We start from the raw sequence: 17,279 nt of genomic DNA on the forward strand, positions 1-17,279 counted from the left end.
AATGGAATGGTGCCCAGAAGAGGTGACAAACAACTGAGAATTTTCAATCTCTTGCGGCACCGTGGGACAAATTCATATCCACTGAAAAGATTATGCTTTCTGCATCGGGTGTCCCACAGCTCCGGAACTGTGAGGCAGTTTTGGCATGGTGCCCCGTGCCGGCGTACCTGAAGTTTTTGGCTTCAATAGCTTATTGAATTTCTGGACACGTCGGCGTTCAACGCAATCATTTATCTTTTCGAAGAAGTGTCCAGCCGGTTTTGTGGTGGCAGATCGGCATAACCTCTATCAATTCGATAATAATCTCTAATCTTCCCATCATGGGCCACCGCTCTATGTCGGCGAGATGATCGACATTCCTGCCGCGCCAGAAGATCCAAACGACGAAAACCGTAACCTGCTATGTCAGATGGCGGTGGAGCTTCCATTGCAAGATGTGATCGAAGCAGCCAAAGCCGCCGGATGGACCGCGGCGGAGACGCTGGCAGCCATCATCGAGGTCGCGGACAATCTCATGCTGGCGAACGTCAAAAACGCGGAGCTTGATGCTCTTTTGAAGGCGATGAAGCGAAGGCTGGAATGACCGGCGACTGGCAAAAGAAATACCGCTGGATGAGGACATGGCCGGGGGATCGCGGCTTGGACGGAAAGCTGCTGGAGGATTATTCAGCGTACGACGGCGAGCAATATGCGGGGAGGATTCGGCTGGACCAGGAGACCTTGAAAAAAGGTCAGTGGCAGTGGTCGGGCAGCTATCCGAAGGGATGGAGCGGCCAACCAATCATGCCGAACAGAGGGTATGCGCCGACGGCGGCCGAAGCGGCGCGCACCGCCGAGGAATATTGGGACGCAATGAAAAAGAAGAATGGCCTGGACTGAAACGCAAGAAGGCGCCCTGCACCCGGATAAGGGCACAGGGCGAGGCTAGAGAGATGCGGCGTTATCGATCGGCGCGCCTTATCTCCCGGTGGATGCGTAACTCCTCCCGGATGCGGTCGAGCTCGATCGCCATGGTTTCGGTTGCCCTAGTCCGGCGCTCCTCAACATCGATGGCTCGATGCATGGCCGCTGTATGCGCCTCTACGGCTGCTGTTGCTTTGTTGAGAGCAGTAGGATCGACGATGACCGCGGCTACCTGTGCCGACGCAGGCGACGACGATGGTGAGGTTTTCTGCCCCTGCCATAGCCCCAAGTACCGGACGGCGAAAATGACTGCCAGAACGGCTCCAAACGTGATCAGCGCAGGAGCCGGGAGATTAGCGAGTTGATCCATTCCTGATTTCCCCCTCGTCGTGTGCCGCACGGTGAATATTGACCAGCTCGCCAAGCGCAAAAAGCGGATAGATGGCGAGCCATGTCGAGACGACATCAGAGGAAGCGAATCCATATGAGATGCCTGCCCAGATAACACAGCCAACCCCGGCTGATATCTGTCTGATTTGCGGTGTGACCTTTTTTCTTGCTCCGTTGACGATGAGACCCACCAGGCGGAGGATACCTACCCAAAACATGATCCATCCGAGAAGGTCCTCAGATCGGAACAAGTCACGGAACGATGCCCATGCCGGTTGATTGAACGTTTCGGTTGGCAGGAGCAGGATCGAGCCGAACAGGATCAAATGCCCGGCCATGAACCACTCCATCATGCGCGGGCCAAAGCGATGCTGGATCCTTATCCAGATGCCTGGCCCGAGATAACCGTCAGTCATCTGGTGTTTCCTTGATGATTTAATTTGGGGTCGATTGCGGTATTCTCCCCTCCATGATCTGCCGCCGCTGTAGAGACACAACATGGTATGTGAGGAGCATCCCGATCGGCCTTGGGCCGGGACGCATGGGTGCGGCTGCGGAGCGGCGGGGATGCCCTGACCTCGCAATCGTTGTTAAGGCGATGCACTGTCCAGATTGATCTGTCTCTCCACCGTATTTGTTGATGAAGTCCCAGGGCACGCCGATGGTAGCGACCTACACCTTAGTACTTAGTTGCGCGAGGGGGCGAAGAACGTAATGATAACCGCGGATAGGAGAGACTCGTTATGGCAACACTTACAAAAAGCTTCCCCGGGGGCATTTATCCCTACCAGTATACTCCCGCGATCGCGGGTATCGATTACATGCCAACGATGGGCGAGCTAATCAATTTTGATGAAGCCACGCTGGTAAGTCGAAGCGCGACCTTGATGGTCTACAAATTTAGCAATGGGATTGAGTTCCGCGTCATCGGGAGCAGTTTCACCTTCGACGCACAAGGCAATGCTACCGGAGGCACGGTAACGTCTGTACAGACCCGAACAAGTGGCGGTGCCGTCATAGATAACCTGACCGGTCTGTCTTTGAGCCTTCCAGACTTCCAGGCGGCCGCCGAATCGTTCAACGGCTGGAATTTCCAACAATGGCTGATGAAGACAAACGACACGGTGAACGGAAGTTCCGGTAGCGACGATGTCTATGGATTCGCCGGGAACGACACGCTGAACGGAGGCGCAGGCGATGACTTCCTCGTTGGCGGCGAGGGTCGGGACACCTACGACGGTGGCAGCGGCATTGACCAACTAAGTTTCGACGACGCCTATTCGAGCCCAAACGCGCTCCGTGGCGTAATCGTGAATGCTGCTAATGGGACGGCGACTGATCAGTTCGGCAACGCCGAGACCTTCACGAGCATTGAGAGTTTTCGCGGCACCCAATTTGCGGACACTTTCACGGGGTCTTCCCTAAATGAGGATTTCATGGGTCTTGGCGGAGCCGACCGGATCAATGGCGGAGGTGGCTTCGATGTCGTTCGTTATCACCGCGATGTTCGAAGGGGTGGCGATAGCGGGGTAAACGTCGACCTTCAAAGCGGCGTTGCGCGAGACGGCTTTGGAAAGACTGATACGCTAACTTCGATCGAAGGCGTCCGGGCAACCGATTTTGCTGACATATTGAACGGTAGCACTGCCCGCAACATCCTACGAGGTGAGGGTGGAAACGACCTAATCAATGGCAGAGCCGGGAATGATGACTTGATAGGCGGAGGGGGGCTCGACTCCTTTTACTTCAGTACAGCTCTAAATGCCTCAACCAACGTCGACAACATTCTCGATTACTCCGTGGCTGAAGATACGATTAGGTTGGACAACGCCGCCTTTACGGCATTAGTGGGAACTGGCGTCATGACCGCCGCTCAGTTCCATTTTAGTACCGCCGGTACTGCGCATGATGCCGATGACCGCATCATTTACGACACCGACGGGGGTGGCCTCTATTATGACAGCGACGGCACTGGCAGCGCAGCACGTGTGCTCTTTGCAAGGGTAGATCCCGGTTTATCCCTGACATCGGCCGACTTCTTTATCTACTGACGAGCAACTCGTCGCCGCGCCGCGTAGCTCGATAAAGAGGTAGTCACACAGTCTCCCAGCTTGATGAGCATCGGCATCAGCGGGCTCTGCAATTGTATTGCTGGACCCGTCCACGGTGGCGCGCAATCGAGACGGCTGTCTCGCGGTCATTTGCCACGAGATAGCTGTTCGTCGCCGGCTTCGGGTCGATCGGCACCAGCACGTCGCAGGGCTTAGTCAGCGCTGTTGTCTGGCAGCTCGCACCCGCCAAGCAGAGCGCAAAGGCCGGGATCGTCAGCAGTAAGTGCTTCCGCATCGATCTTCTTCCCATCTTCGAGGATTGTGATCCGGTCGTCTTTGAGATCGGCAAGGACGCTTTCCTTGCCGTCAGAGCGCCCACTGAGATAACCGGCAGCGAAGGCCAACGTGGCGCCCGCGAGGGCGCCAAGGCCGATCTTGAGCCATGATGTGAGGCCGAACATCAGTTCTTGACCTTCTGGTAGATTCCCCAGATCGTCAGCCCCAGGATCACTGCCGCAATCGTGATGCGGATCCAGTCCCCACTGGAAAGCTCGTACTGCTGACCCGAGACAGCATCGAGGACATCCGGTATAACCGGAGCGGCCGTCGTGGCCGTCGCAGCCGCACCACCGCCGCCGATCGCTGCGACTTCCTTGTTCGGAACCCGCTTTTCAGCATCGACGAAGTTGGACGAGACAAACTCGCCCTTTGCCCAAAGACCAGCTTCCGCGGCGCGACGGTTGACCAGGCCCTTGACCTTCTTGCCGCCGGCATTGACCCACTTCATCAACTCGACCGGCACGGAATTGTAGTCGCCCTTGTTCAGCTTCTTGAGGAGCGTGGACTTGTGGAGCGCGCCAGTGTTGAAATCGAAGGAGACGAGCGTCGCGAACTGGTTGTCGGATAGCGGCACCTTCACGAGGCGGGAAACCCGATCCTCGAACTTCCGAAGATCGGACTGAAGGATCTGCTCCGCCTGGGTCTCCGAAATGGTCATTCCGTCACGTACCTCCGGAGCGCCGGCTGCAGAGGTGTGGCCGTAGCCGATCGTCAGGATGTTGGCGACATCACGATAGGCGCGGGTCCGTAGGCCTTCGAACTTTTTGATGTGCGAAAGCCCCTCCGCGTTGATGCGTCGGTTCATGGTGTTTTCCTTTTGTGGTGGCGGTTGGGATTGATTTTCGCTACGCGAGGCCGCAGCATCCGTCCCTGAAGAGGAAACGAAATGGACGACCAGACCAGGCAGGCGATTGATTTATTGGCAGAACGGATTGCGGAGCTGCAGGCTCAAAACATCGCGCTTCAATACCTGATGAAGCAGCAAATATTCGTCTCGGCGGCTTCCCAAGAGAACCCGAAAGCATTTTTCCAAAAGATGTTCGAATCGGTCAGTCGACAGGTTGACCAAGGAGAGCCCGCCTTTACGGACCCTATGATCGTCGGACAGATACGTGCGACTGTCGAGCAGGTCTATACAGCCGCCGGCGCAATGATCAAGCGTCTGTAGAAGCACCAAAAAATCTTGGCCGTCGCTTAAAGGACTCCCCCGAATGACCGAAGAACGTGCAAGTGTCGAAATTGGCGATGTAACTTTGATGTTCCGGAAAGGTGACGCCGGAGGCACACACTATTACCAAAGAGGCCATTCCGAGGAATATTACAGCCCGTTCTACGCGGTCTTGCGAGAGACGGTCGACCCAAAGGTCTGCATCGATGTTGGGGCAAATTACGGATACACAGGCATGCTGATGCGGCGGGCCTTTCCATCGAGCAAGCTTACGCTGATTGAGCCAATCCCATGGTTGGCGGATTTCATTGCAGACAATTTCGTAGCCAATGGCCTTAGGTACGACAGATTTTATTCCGCCATTGTTTCGGACGGCGAGGCTCAAAAGACTAAATTCGGCGTCAACGAAAAAGCCTCCCAGGATAGCCGCGTGATAGCCCAGCCCGGCTGGTCGATCGTAGAAACGGATGTTGTCACACTCGATATGCTGACAAAGGACGTCGACGCTGACAGCGGCGTTTACATCAAAATTGACACCCAAGGATGGGAGGAACGAGTGTTCGCCGGTGGTCGGAGGTTCCTTTCCTCGCACAAGAAGTGGTTCATCAAGACCGAATTCGCGCCCCAGTGGATGGACAGCCAAGGCACCGACCCGGTCACGTTCCTCCGCGACCTGACAGCAAACTACGCGGTGCATGAAAGCCCTGGTCGGCAGCGCTGGAACTGTTCCTCATTAGCCGAATTGATCGGACCTCCTCTCAAGGCGGGAAGTGAAGAGGATTTCGTCTCGTATGTCCGAAAGCTCGTATTGAATGGCAAGGGGTGGGTAGATCTTTACGTCCTGCCGAACCCAGAAAAGCGCGGATACCAAGCTAACAGCTCAGGCTTTTGGCGCAATCTTTGGAGACGTTGAAACCTCCCTTCCTAAACATTCGAGGGGCTAGCTACCCGCGTTAGAGAACCCGATCGGGCTACTCGACTCGAGTTCCGACCTATGTTTGTATGCGCCGATAGTAACGGCATGTCGAAAAGAGAGCCTTATGCAAGAGTCGATCAGCGACAAGGAAAAGAACCTCGAGTTCAATCGGAACCGTTGGGGTAAAGCAGAAAACTGGACCGGCAAAGACCAATTTGGTTATCGCTGGGGCGGCGGGGCTCAGCAGACTATCGGCCACATCGCTGATATAGCAGACGACCTTCTCCGCCCACATTTGGGCGGGCGCCGCGACCTCGCAATCCTCGAACTTTCCCCTGGCGGCGGGCGGTTTACGGCAGAGCTTATTCGGTACGCGTCCACAATGGATCTACTCGACATGAACCAAGCGTGCCTGGACGTTTGTCGCGAGCGATTTAAATACTATCCTGTTCCTATGCGGTTCTTCTTGAACGACGGTCAGAGCGTCGAAATGCTCGATCGCGACGATTACGAACTGATCGCGTGCTTCGACAGCGCCGTCCATATGCATCCTGAGATCATCAGAGGGTACGTTCTTCAATTTTCCAAGAGATTGAGGCCCGGCGGCATCCTGTGGATCGATCACAGTGGGAGCGGCCCAGCGGACTCTGGACATCGCACAGACATGACGCCCGAAAAGATGGCTGGGTTTGCGGCCGAGGCTGGCCTTACCGTTGTAGCCCAACCTTTCCGCAACCGTCACGACTGCATTTCAATCATGTCTCAGCCGCTCTAACCCCTACGCGAGATACTGATGCGTTAGCATCCAAGCGATAGTCGAAATCTTCGTCATCACATAGCGCCCGGGCTCTGAAACGCTCTTCATGCCTTGTATGCCGTTGATTTCGTCTGTCGGGTCCGGCGGGACAAACACAACATCGTTCAGTTCAGACGGTTTAAGAACCTCCAATTCATACCCGACGGGGAAAACGAACTTGGCAAGATCCATCCTGACGAGGAGACCGCCAGACTTAGTATCTAGAACGGCTGTCGATATCGCATCGCTGGGCGTGTAGCTTGACGATGTGTGGGTTAACCTCTTCTGAATGCCAGACAGGCAAACCAAGCCTCCAGCGCCCCCCTGCAAGCTCAATGTCCTCTTTGCATTGCCATCATGCCCCTGGATTATGGCCTCGCCCCCTGCGGCACCCAGCATTACCGACGCCTCCCCTTGTCGCCCAAATGACGCTGTCCCGGCCTGGGAGAGATTCTTTCCGTTGATCACTCTTCCATAGAACTGCATCGGTCGGGCCGGACTGTTGATCTCCGCAGAAGCCTCCGCGGCCTTTGGGCCGGCGAGATGCAGCAATTCGGCAGAGGTCATTTGTGCCGATGTCTGAAGGAAGACCTTCGCCCGGGTAACATTTGGGCCAATTATCGGAAGGTCTTTCACTCCGTTTCGCGACCACCGTTCCTCAAATTGGACCGTCTCGAAGCCATCAATTCGCGCTATGCCGAGTCCGTCGCGGTTTCGGTCGCCCCTGTTGTTTATTGCTGTCGCGCGAACGCGGCACTGTGCGAGGGGTGACGCGGAGCCGTTGAGGTCGAGATAGTATTCCGACGGGTTGCCGATGCAATTCCCTTCGAGGAACGCCCCATCGATATCAACCGTGCGCGCCGATCGAACTTTGATCCCACCTTTCTTGCCAAACTGAAAAGTTGCGTCGCCTCTGACAAAAAGCTCGAGGGTATCTGAGCCGACAGCGTGGATCCCATTTTCCTCGAAAACGTCGAAGCGCCCACCGATGACGTGAATTGCTCCATTATTTTTCCCGAGGTAGATGTGGTTGTCAGTTAGGCTCATCACAGCAGCACCTTCGCCGGTCCCGCCTTGTCCTCCACAGTTGGCTAGTTGAAATGTCCAACTCCAATCAATGTCAAAACCGGTTTTGCAGCCCTGATGCAAGACGCGCTCAAGCCCACTGTTGCGGATAAGATTCCGAAGCCTGAATGCCGAGGTCCGGTTGGACGGATCGCGGGATATAACAGTAAAGTCTCGGAACCACATGCCGTTGTGATATCGCCGGGTGGTACCGTCGCTTTCAAATTCCTGGACATCGAAGGCATAGAAGTCGCCGTGGCACTCGAAACGGGTGTGAGCTGGCCCGCGGCCCGCGATTGTTATCCCGAAAGGTATAGGGTTCACAGGCTGTTCCAAATGGATAGACCCGCTGCCGAGATCGATTGTGAACTTCGCCAATTGCAGGCCATTGTTTGCGGCCTGGCCCACAACATCTTCCGCAGCACCGAACATTGAGTTTAAGGCCGCCGATTGATCTCTCGCTACCCCCTTCTGCACCCCAAAATCTTCGGCAGTAAGCGCATCTCCTAGCTTGCTCGACAGAAAGCGCAGATAAGTTCCGCCGTCAGCCGTCACCTGCTCGGAAGACATCATTACGGGCTGCGAAGCGGCTGGAACAGCCGCCGCCGAGGCGCCGAATGCTTGAAGAAGCGCCCTTCTTTTAAATGAACTCATCCCCAGTTCCCTTGTGATCCGAGCGGACCTTAGAGAAAAAGTCAGCCCTGAGGGAGCCCTCTCGGGTGCATCAAATCGAAGAATTGAGATGCCCATACATCATTTGAGTTGCATCGCCACCGTCACATGCCCTATCCGTAACCCGCCTTTCTATGGTGAACGTGGGGTGATCAATGGATAATCCGGAAGTCTCGGTTGTCGTGCCGTCTTATAACTCCGGCCATTTCTTGGAGTGGACGCTAGCCTCTATTGCTGCTCAGACCTTCAAGAATTTCGAATGCATTGTGGTTGATGACTGCTCGACCGATGATTCCATCACCCAAGCCAAAAAACACTTCTCAGACCCTCGGTTCCGGCTGATCCGCCACAAGATGAATGTCGGCCTCTCTGGCGCTCGAAACACCGGACTCCGCGCTGCCAGAGGAGAGTTTGTCGCCTTTCTCGATGCTGACGATCTAATGATGAAGAACAGCCTTGAAGTTCGCCTGGCCACCTGCCGATGGGGTCAACGGACAGGTGACAGGTTCATCGGCTCCTACTGCGGAAGCGTCTCGATCGAGGAGACGCTTAAAGTTGCCCCGGAAAGCAAGGCTCAGTCTCTCGATTACGTCACCTTCGTCGGCTCCAGCGGACACTGCCCGTTTAACGCAAACCAGCCCATGATCCGCCGCGATATCCTTCGCATGGCAGGAGGCTTCAATCATGGCTTGAAGCAGGCCGAAGACTTTGACCTATGGCTTCGAATCCTGCGCGCCGGTTATATTTTTGCGCCCACTCGGTTCTCGTCCGTGACCTACAGGAGACGGGCCGGTAGCATGGTAAGACAGCAGCCCCTTGCCCACCTTGATCTCTCCCTAGCTATCATCAACAGCGCTGAAAAGCCGTTGGCGGAAGATCAACTAGACTGGTCCACCAGATACAGGATGGCTAAGCCGCTAAGCGCCTACACGTCGCAGCAGCGCAAAATTAACCGGACGATGGAGTTCGTCGGCATGAACCTCGCCAGCGATCACCCGGAAACGGATGAGACGCTTGTAAGTCTGGTCCGCCGCGAAATCCCAGATATTCACCTTCTCACCCATTCGGAAACCCACCTGGAGGGCATACTCCACCGTGGTATCCAACGCCAAAGATCAACGAGCGGACCTATCAACCCTGACGACCGTGACATGGCGGCTCGCCTTGTTGCCAAGATAACCGACGCCAAGGGGAGCCAGTTAGAAAGCAACATTGTTGGTACCGGGACCGTCTATGGCGATCCTTCTAAGGATCGTCCGTGGTTTTCCGGTATGCAGGCCCATCAGATCGCATTCATCCCCCATTCTGCCTATCACGTCTGGACTATCTCCCTTATCGGAAATGCTCTGAAAGAAATGGGCATCGATTTTATTACAGTCGATATCTCTGCAGAATGGCGCGATGGAAAGGTGCGCGCCGCTGCCGCCGAACATGGCGTAGAGCTGATTACCTTGAGCGAGTTCGTTCTCGGCCGCTACAAGCCCCGCGCTATTGTCACATTCAACGATTGGGATCCGGTCACTCGGCCTATCATCATAGCGGCAAAGGCTTCAGGTATCCGCACAATCGCGATTGTCGAGGGAATCCAGGACTACGACGACGCCGACGTTCACTGGAAGCGCTATGCCTACAAGACGAGCGACATCGTCCTGCTGCCCGGAGACTTCGACAAGAAGTACTTCGAGGACCACACGGCAATCATCGCCTCTGTCGGCGTTCCCCGGATGGAATCTCTCCGGCTTAAGCCGAAACGCGAATGGTCAAAGGACGTAACGCCTCGCGTCCTCATCAACTGCAATTTTTCCTATGGCGTTCTGGTCGAGCATCGCGACCGTTGGCTGACGGAAGCCGTTGAGGCTGTCCTTGAACTTGGCATGACGCCTATCATATCTCGACACCCGGGCGACACCGGAAACCTCTTCCCTGAATATGTCACGTCCGAAAACTTCTACGACGCAATGGAGCGTTGCGACGTTTCGGTCCAGCGATTTGCCTCCGGCGTTCTGGAATGCCTTGCTCGCGATATTGGCGTTATCTACTTCAACCCCCACGGGGAGAAAGTCGACAAGTTCCAAGCCGATCCAATGAGCGCTTATACCCTGGCGCTCGACAAACCGGCCCTGAAGGAACAGCTTGCCGATTGGTGGAGATTGCACGAGATGGCTGCCGACCGAGGACCTGCTTTCCTCGATCACCATTCCGGTCCCCTTGGCGAAGGCGCCATAGTTCGTTGTGCCCGTGCCCTCAACGATCATCTTGGAGACGAGCCGGACCCCGCAATCCTTTCGGCATTCCGGGCTAATCTTCAAGTTCTCGACGAGCATACCGCGTCGTTCACCCAAGTCCGGATAGACAACGAGCCACTTTTCCCCGATCCCTTTACGGCAGAGGAAAAATTGCTTTCAATGGGTGGTAGATCCTACCACGCAATGGAGCGCATCATGCAAGCCGTAAACAACCACGCCAATGAAACCGCTCCCGACTTCATCAGAAGGATTGCCAGGGACAAGAAGAAGGATGTCATATTCTTGACTTCCCTCGCCTCGCACCTCCTGACTGACGGGAAGAACGCTCTATCTCTCGTGGAAACCGAACCGTCAGTCAAAGAGGCTATCGACCGGGCTTCCGCAAACATTTCGCCCGACAACGCGCTGCTTTCGCACTTCCATAGCGTGATGGAACTGGCGAAGCGAAAGCACGGGTGATTATACCTCCGCTACTAGGTCCAAGGTTGCGGAGGCGTTTGTTGACCGGAGAAGCGTTGCATTGCCGGCAGTCAGGCCCGCGGCTACTGTCCCAACAAGACGACCGCTTTGATCGTTTGCCTGTGAGAGCGAGAGAGCGCTCAAAGCGATGTCCGCCCCTGTTGACCCAAGTGCCGAGAAATGCGCGGCGCTGGATACCGACAATGTGGGGGTCTTCCTCATCCGAGGAAAGCGGATACTGTAAACGGGCGCCGTCGCGCTGATGGCCTGACCTGCAAAACCTGTATGAAGGTCAATGCCGGAGACAAGACGGTTGAAGTAGGCGGAGCAGGCCGCAAACTCTTCCGACTTTGGTTTCTGCCGGTACAACGACGGCCCCCAAGCAGCCATCTCGATCTTAACGGCAGCAAGCTTGAGAGTGAATGTCCCCGACCCCTGATAGCGAAAGCGAATGCCCAGGTAGCTATCCGTCCCGATAGTCTTCCCCGAGATGGATGGTAGATCGATCGCAACCGAATGGCGTCGGAAGGTTGTCGATACACTCGGGTCGCTAAGGCCAACAGTGGTAACGGCAGTGCTGCCGCCTGAGCCGAAATTCTGGGTGGCATCAACCCGGATGCTTTTGAGCGCATCTACTGCGCCCCAGAACGAAACGATAATCCGCCGACCCGCATACTTGCGGACGTCTGCAGCTCGCCATGTCATGCCAGCATTGGCCGCGCCGACGGTCATCGTCATATTGAGGCAATATTCGGGGCTGGGAGCGTCAAATCCCTCCAGAGACCCAACCGTGATAGCCTCCTGGCTGACAGTACCAGTCCCTCCCTGAAAGCCTGCATACCATCGATCCGCCGTGTATCCATCTGCGGAGAACGGGCCAGCCCCACGCTGCCACACCGAGAAATCACCATTGATCATCTCGTTCTGGCGTTCGACAAAAGGTTCGGTTGGCCGACGCGATGAAAACGTGATGTCGTATTGGCAATTCTCCACCCGGTACTTGTCAGTGTTGGAATTGACCTCAAACAACCCCTTCAGATTTTCGAGCAGTATCCACTGATCGGGAAGGTTTGAACCGGCGTCGGTCGTTGCTACGTTGCTGTTGTTCCGGCCTTCGATCTTGATTGTCTGCTTGGCAAGCGAGCCGCCGTTGCCAGGATGGAAGAACCCATCCTTGACCACGAGCCCACCGTCGGAATCGGACTGGACAAGAAGAGGGCCAGCCGAATTTCCTTCGATGTATTCCGGTATGATAACTGTTGGGCCGCCATCCGCACCGCCGACGACAATGCTCTCACCATAGTATGCTCTGCCGAGGTTGCTCTCCGAGGATATATTGACCCGGCTCCCGCGCCCTATCCGTATAAGAGCGCCGCAGCCATATAGATCATACGGCAACGTCTGCCTTCCGGAGACGGCCGGTTGAGACGTCGTGCTGTTCTCGACGAAGGCTCCGCCTTGCCCGTTGTTTGCGACGTGGAAAGTCGAATTGTAAGCAAAGTTGGGGCTCTCGCCGCCGCCCCAACCGAAGATATCATAGCCAATGATCGCGCCCATATTCTGGCATTCGTAAGCAGCGAATACCCCGAAAAACGCGGCGAAGCAGCCTAGGTGGGTATGACCACTATACGCGGCACCCTCAACAGTTATCCCATCAATATTCGACTGGTTGCCAGCCCGATAGATATAGCAGCCAAAGTCCGCGCCGTTGGCATCGATGTGGAAGTTTTTTGCGACGACATTAACCAGATCATCCGTTTCAGGGCCTGCGAAGTCACTGCCGGCAACCCCTACAGCAGTCTGGGAAATACGAACGGCACAAGTATTATCTCCGGTTGCGCCGATATACTTGATAACGGACGCACCTTCAGGATCGGTCGCGTAGTCATAGCCCGTGCGGCGCTTCCAATACCCGCCAGCCCCCTCGAGGTGATATCCATCTGCAAACGGGAGCTCGGCGCTAATCGCATATGTCGTCGCAGGCCACATTTTGGTCGGTCCATGCAGCATCGCGTTCGAGATTGCCGCCAGCATGTCCGTCGTGCCAGGTGTGACGTTATCCGCCCAAAAGTCCGGCGCATGCGGCGTCACCGCCGGCAGCCAGGCGCGCGTCCCACCGTTCGTCGTCAAGGCAGGATTAAGTGTGACGCCGGGCACGCTACGGTAGTTTAACAGCATACCGTTTTGCGCTTTAACCCAAAGGGTTTCCACAATCTCCGGAACAGTAGCGGCGATAGCCGCGCTGCGAGACGGATAATAGGCAGCCGCCTGCACCAGTGCCTCGGCGGCAGCTAGCGCTGCTTCTGCCGCTGCCAGGATGGCTGTGCTTGCCTGGTCGCTCAGCAATCTGAACGTGGTTCCGGAGACCATACCAAGCACAATCATGCCAGATACCAGCCCGCCAGCCACGACGTCATTCCCGCCGTTTGCCTTGATGGTAAGCGCGGACCCGCCATTGAAGGAAACCGTAACCGGCGACGCCGTATTCGTGTCGGCGATGTTCATCCAGATCAGCGAGGACGCCGATACTGGAATCGCGGTGGTCGCTTGGATCGCGTTGGGGGTTCCCGCGCCGGCGTCTGTTGCTACAATAAAGGAGAACGGCAGGTCGCCGCGCCTTGCCCATGATCCAGATCCAGAGGCGCCGACCTTGCCGTAGATTCCATTATATGCAGCCGTCGAGTCTCCAAGTACCCATGCCATGGAGTTCGCGGCATGAGCTAGGTCGGCGAATAGTGCAGCCCTGGTGGAGTAGATCAAGCTGCCGCCAGCGACAAACAAGTCGACAAGCCTCTCAACCTCGGTTCCCCAAACCTGCACATCTTGATTATTGACAGATCGCGGGGTTCCGTTCTCGTCGACAGGCGCAAAGATGAGCTGAGCCAGCTTCGTGAAAATGCTCATTCAGGTCTTTCCTCAATGATATTGGGGTGGGCGGCCTATGGCGCCGTGTACGAGAAGATAAGAGGAGTTCCGGCCGTGCCGTTGCTCGTAAGAGTTTGGATCTGCCACTCAGTCACGGACCCACTGGAGCCATCCGCCAGGCTTTCGAAGGCGACCGGCGCGAATGGCTGGGTCTGGAATGTCGCCACCGTCGACCACGCGCCGAGATTGACCCGCCGCTGCAACCGGATAGCGGCGCAGCGCCCTTCCGGAGCGCTTACGGTAACGGCCAATTTTGTTGGAGGTGGATCTGTGACGACGCCGCCCGATACCAAGTTTGGCGCTCCGCACGGCGCATTGTCGACGCCAACCACAAGACTGGCAGGATCAGAAAAATAAGAGCCGTCATCGCCATTGAATACGCGCACCCGCGCATCAATAGTCTGCCCTAGGAAGTCGCCGTTGATACCGGCAACCGTACCGCCAAACTCGGCCATGCTTTGCCATGCGCCCGGTAGTCCGCCGGAATAGGTGCGGTAGTTTGCTTCGACGGTAGTGTATGGCTGCGCCGGAAGATTGTAGCCGATCCTCATTTCCTTGCCACCGCCAGGATAAGTGATCTGAATGGCGGCACCCGGAGGGTTCGGCGTGATCATGTCCGTCTCGTAACCGAGCTCGGGGATGACATCAGGCGCCGGCGCTTCGTCTGTCGCGGGGTTCCATGCCGCGAGCGTCGGCCAGACGGTGAAGGGAATTTCGACGGACCCGTTTTCATCGTCGATCCGCGGCGGGTCCATCCGAACCTTAATCAGGTCGCCAAGGTCTGGCTCTTCGACCTCGGCATAGAGCAGGCCCCAGGCGGCGAGACCAACCATCTTGGTGACCATTCTGCCTCTGTCCGCCCTTGCGATAGCAAACTTGCGGCGTGCGATCCTCTGCGCTTGAGAAGCAGAGGGGCAGAACGGCAATTCGAGATCGAAAAACTTATCTCCGTATCTGTCCACTTCGTCGTCAATCTTTGCCCAAGCGACGATACCCTCAAGCGTCAGGTCTGACAGCTCGTAGTTCCTCTCCGGAGAGTAATATTTGACCCGGCAGATATTTGGCCGCTCGACAGCCTCCGGCCCTGATTGCCACGAGTAGTCATAGATATCGCGAGGATCAAACTCGATCTCCGGCGCGATCACGTCGTCGATAAACTCGAAATAGATCAGCCCATCCTCATCCAGCCGTATTTCAAGCCCAGCGGAGTCGAGAAACTGCTGCATGGTCTCGCCACGCTCGCTCTCCCATGCCCACATACCCCACAGACGAGAACGCTTCTCCGTGCCGGTCCTGGTGGCGACAAGAACGTCCGCGGCGTTGGCGGTCGTGGCAATCTTCGTCCAGTTGAACCGCTCGAAGGTAAAGGCCGGATCGCGCCGAAGAACATGAGCGCAGATGATCGCGCTATTGTCCGACCAGGCGGTCAATCCGGTACGAGGGTCATAGATCAGCGATCCCCGAATGATCGATTCCGAGTTCGGTGCCCCGTTCTGGTAGAGGCTGAGGTACTTCTCCTCCGTCAGTCCCGGATTATAGAAAAGCAACTGCGATTGCGCGATGCCCCGAACCCGATGGTCGCTTGTCCAGAGTGTCGGGAACAGCGACATAAGCCCAGCCCATGCGGTCTCCGCGCCTGTCCCAAGCTTGTTCTGCCAGTTCGCCCAGGATCCACCGGGACGCGCCCATGGGGGAGAGCTGACATCTCCATTCGATTCGACGATGACCTCTCGCCCACCGAGATAGAACGTCTCGAAGGCGTCTACTGGACCTTGCAGCCGGCAGACGAGACGGGCGCGGGTACTGCCGTCCGTATTACCGAATGCCTGAAGGCCTCCGACGCGGACGCGGCCGACGCCTTCGATAACCGAACTCTCGCCGCTCTCGAACGTATTCTTTGCATCAGATGGCTTGATCGCCCCGCCGCGACGCTGGCCTCCGAGCAGGAGAGAGCCTGCCACCAATGCGCCGCCGACAATCACGTTTGCCGCAATCGTCGCGAGCGTGCCCGCCGCCGTCGCCGCAATCGCCGTGCTGGACAGCAAAAAGCCGTGGATGGCCGTCGCTATGAGCGAAACAGGGTCGGCATGGGCATGCGACACCATGGCGGCCCATGTGGCGCCACTGGCGAGCAAAAGCTTTGTCAGCTTCATTGAATTGACCAGACCTTTACGATCGTGTTCTGGCGCGGCCGAAGGATGCGATATCCTTTTGGCTCTGCTCGCCATGCGAAGTACCCGCCATCAAGGAAGATGCCGCCAGCCTCGCCATGGGCGTGACTGAGGATGACGCCGACATCGCCAATGCCGGCAACAGCAGTTTCATAGATCCCGCATTCCGACAGCGCCTCATCCCAGAGAGCGACGAGTGAACCCGCCTTGCGCATCAACGCATGCGCTTCCTCACGGCTGAACCAGGCCGGAAGCGGGACGCTAACGCCGCGCACCCTCTCCACCCATTTCGCTGGCCAGGTGCTACAGTCGTTTTCCCCCCAGATCATGGGAGCGTCTTCCGCCTCGGCAAGGTAAGCCTTCAGCATCTCGTAAACCTCGGTCATGCCTTGATGACCTCCTGCACTTTCACGCCAACGAACATCAGTCCCTTGTCGCCAGGATAGCGCCGGCGTTGATCGGCATCTGTCCACTTTCCGCCAAACGGGAAATTCTGGCTTTGCCACAGGCTCTCGACCGTGAAGGAGACCGTTCGAAGGCCGATCCCCACGCTCTGGCGTTTGGGTGCGGAGAGATAACCAGGGAACATTTTTTTCAGTCCGCCAGACCAAACCTCCTGCGTCTCCTGATCGAATGCGCACCAGTAAAGGTCCGCAATTGCCCCCTCCGTTTCGCGCGCTTGATCCTTGACGGATCGAAGGAACTCGACATTCACTCCAGAGAGGACGATATCGACTTTAGCGGCTTGACCAAATCGCGGGTCTTCAACGGCGGAAATGGAGACGAGCTGTCGGCCACCAGGGTCCGAAACACCCCGCCATTCCTCGCCGCCTACCGTCTGGCGCCCAACACCGCTATGCAGCCGCCATGTCCCGGAAGGCAGCCCCAATTCCGCAAACCACGCGCGAGCGATATGGGGCCGGCGCAGGAACGCACGATCCTCTTCAGAAAACAGAGGCATCAGCCGTTAGCCCCTTCCCATGCGGCGATCTCGCGGCGGTGCAACGCGACCAATTCGGAGACGCTCAACTGGATTTCAACCTTTTCATCCTGCGGGATAGCGTCGTCATGTCGCTCCGGCTCCGGAAACAGCGCCGCACTCAATTCGTTGGCGTGAAGCCTCGCCAGATCGCGACGCCTCATGGCAATCACCTGTTCGACCGTTCTCTCGCTCATGA

17 protein-coding genes are annotated in these 17,279 nt (G+C 56.7%); 7 read left to right on the forward strand and 10 right to left on the reverse strand.

The features are described from left to right. Window positions 1–346 precede the first annotated feature (346 nt). A complete protein-coding gene (locus EDE05_RS26980; RefSeq protein WP_166675499.1) occupies window positions 347–583 on the forward strand; it encodes a hypothetical protein in 237 nt (78 codons plus the stop codon). Beyond that, window positions 580–879, forward strand: coding sequence for a hypothetical protein (locus EDE05_RS23830; RefSeq protein ID WP_132412453.1), 300 nt, complete (start codon window positions 580–582; stop codon window positions 877–879). Before EDE05_RS26980 ends, EDE05_RS23830 begins: the two co-directional genes overlap by 4 nt. Before the next feature lie 61 nt (window positions 880–940). Here the strand turns inward: EDE05_RS23830 and EDE05_RS23835 are convergent, their stop codons facing one another. Both EDE05_RS23835 and EDE05_RS23840 read right to left on the reverse strand, forming a co-directional pair. Beyond that, on the reverse strand, window positions 941–1,273 hold the full coding sequence (locus EDE05_RS23835; RefSeq protein WP_132412455.1) for a hypothetical protein: 333 nt from the start codon (window positions 1,271–1,273) through the stop codon (window positions 941–943). Continuing rightward, complete coding sequence (locus tag EDE05_RS23840) at window positions 1,257–1,709, reverse strand: hypothetical protein (RefSeq protein ID WP_132412457.1); 453 nt, start codon at window positions 1,707–1,709, stop codon at window positions 1,257–1,259. Before EDE05_RS23840 ends, EDE05_RS23835 begins: the two co-directional genes overlap by 17 nt. A gap of 327 nt (window positions 1,710–2,036) precedes the next feature. Here EDE05_RS23840 and EDE05_RS23845 point away from each other — a divergent pair, with 327 nt between their 5' ends. Next, the gene (locus tag EDE05_RS23845; RefSeq protein WP_132412459.1) at window positions 2,037–3,344 is read left to right on the forward strand and encodes a calcium-binding protein; all 1,308 of its coding nucleotides are present in this window, start codon (window positions 2,037–2,039) and stop codon (window positions 3,342–3,344) included. Between the two features lie 212 nt (window positions 3,345–3,556). On the opposite strand, the gene EDE05_RS23850 is transcribed toward EDE05_RS23845, so the two are convergent. Both EDE05_RS23850 and EDE05_RS23855 read right to left on the reverse strand, forming a co-directional pair. Next, window positions 3,557–3,805, reverse strand: a complete 249-nt coding sequence (locus tag EDE05_RS23850; protein WP_132412461.1) for a hypothetical protein — start codon at window positions 3,803–3,805, stop codon at window positions 3,557–3,559. Beyond that, the gene (locus tag EDE05_RS23855; RefSeq protein WP_134102992.1) at window positions 3,805–4,488 is read right to left on the reverse strand and encodes a lysozyme; all 684 of its coding nucleotides are present in this window, start codon (window positions 4,486–4,488) and stop codon (window positions 3,805–3,807) included. The genes EDE05_RS23850 and EDE05_RS23855 overlap by 1 nt, the downstream gene beginning before the upstream one ends. 81 nt (window positions 4,489–4,569) lie before the next feature. Between EDE05_RS23855 and EDE05_RS23860 the strand changes: the two genes are divergently transcribed. The 3 genes from EDE05_RS23860 (at window position 4,570) to EDE05_RS23870 (ending at window position 6,542) form a co-directional block, all read left to right on the forward strand. Continuing rightward, a complete protein-coding gene (locus EDE05_RS23860) occupies window positions 4,570–4,851 on the forward strand; it encodes a hypothetical protein (protein ID WP_132412465.1) in 282 nt (93 codons plus the stop codon). A 43-nt stretch (window positions 4,852–4,894) separates the two neighbouring features. Next, window positions 4,895–5,764: an FkbM family methyltransferase gene (locus tag EDE05_RS23865; RefSeq protein WP_134102995.1), complete on the forward strand. Its 870-nt coding sequence runs from the start codon at window positions 4,895–4,897 to the stop codon at window positions 5,762–5,764. Between the two features lie 127 nt (window positions 5,765–5,891). After that, window positions 5,892–6,542, forward strand: a complete 651-nt coding sequence (locus tag EDE05_RS23870) for a class I SAM-dependent methyltransferase (protein WP_112803124.1) — start codon at window positions 5,892–5,894, stop codon at window positions 6,540–6,542. A gap of 3 nt (window positions 6,543–6,545) precedes the next feature. On the opposite strand, the gene EDE05_RS23875 is transcribed toward EDE05_RS23870, so the two are convergent. After that, window positions 6,546–8,282, reverse strand: a complete 1,737-nt coding sequence (locus EDE05_RS23875) for a hypothetical protein (protein ID WP_134102998.1) — start codon at window positions 8,280–8,282, stop codon at window positions 6,546–6,548. Between the two features lie 173 nt (window positions 8,283–8,455). Here EDE05_RS23875 and EDE05_RS23880 point away from each other — a divergent pair, with 173 nt between their 5' ends. Next, the gene (locus tag EDE05_RS23880; protein ID WP_134103001.1) at window positions 8,456–11,005 is read left to right on the forward strand and encodes a glycosyltransferase family A protein; all 2,550 of its coding nucleotides are present in this window, start codon (window positions 8,456–8,458) and stop codon (window positions 11,003–11,005) included. On the opposite strand, the gene EDE05_RS27065 is transcribed toward EDE05_RS23880, so the two are convergent. From EDE05_RS27065 to EDE05_RS23905, 5 genes are read right to left on the reverse strand one after another with little or no spacing between them, the layout of a single operon-like run. Further along, window positions 11,006–13,909, reverse strand: a complete 2,904-nt coding sequence (locus EDE05_RS27065; protein ID WP_208325234.1) for a hypothetical protein — start codon at window positions 13,907–13,909, stop codon at window positions 11,006–11,008. It abuts the gene before it with no gap. Between the two features lie 35 nt (window positions 13,910–13,944). After that, window positions 13,945–16,083, reverse strand: coding sequence for a phage tail protein (locus EDE05_RS23890; RefSeq protein ID WP_166675500.1), 2,139 nt, complete (start codon window positions 16,081–16,083; stop codon window positions 13,945–13,947). Continuing rightward, window positions 16,080–16,487 carry a hypothetical protein gene (locus EDE05_RS23895; RefSeq protein ID WP_134103006.1) on the reverse strand — a complete coding sequence of 136 codons (408 nt, stop codon included), beginning with the start codon at window positions 16,485–16,487 and terminating at the stop codon, window positions 16,080–16,082. The genes EDE05_RS23890 and EDE05_RS23895 overlap by 4 nt, the downstream gene beginning before the upstream one ends. After that, window positions 16,484–17,062: a transcriptional regulator gene (locus tag EDE05_RS23900; RefSeq protein WP_166675501.1), complete on the reverse strand. Its 579-nt coding sequence runs from the start codon at window positions 17,060–17,062 to the stop codon at window positions 16,484–16,486. The genes EDE05_RS23895 and EDE05_RS23900 overlap by 4 nt, the downstream gene beginning before the upstream one ends. Further along, a complete protein-coding gene (locus EDE05_RS23905) occupies window positions 17,062–17,277 on the reverse strand; it encodes a hypothetical protein (protein WP_134103012.1) in 216 nt (71 codons plus the stop codon). The genes EDE05_RS23900 and EDE05_RS23905 overlap by 1 nt, the downstream gene beginning before the upstream one ends. Window positions 17,278–17,279 lie beyond the last annotated feature (2 nt).

It is taken from the genome of Neorhizobium sp. R1-B, assembly GCF_004368875.1.
GTDB classification, from domain to species: Bacteria; Pseudomonadota; Alphaproteobacteria; order Rhizobiales; family Rhizobiaceae; genus Neorhizobium; species Neorhizobium huautlense.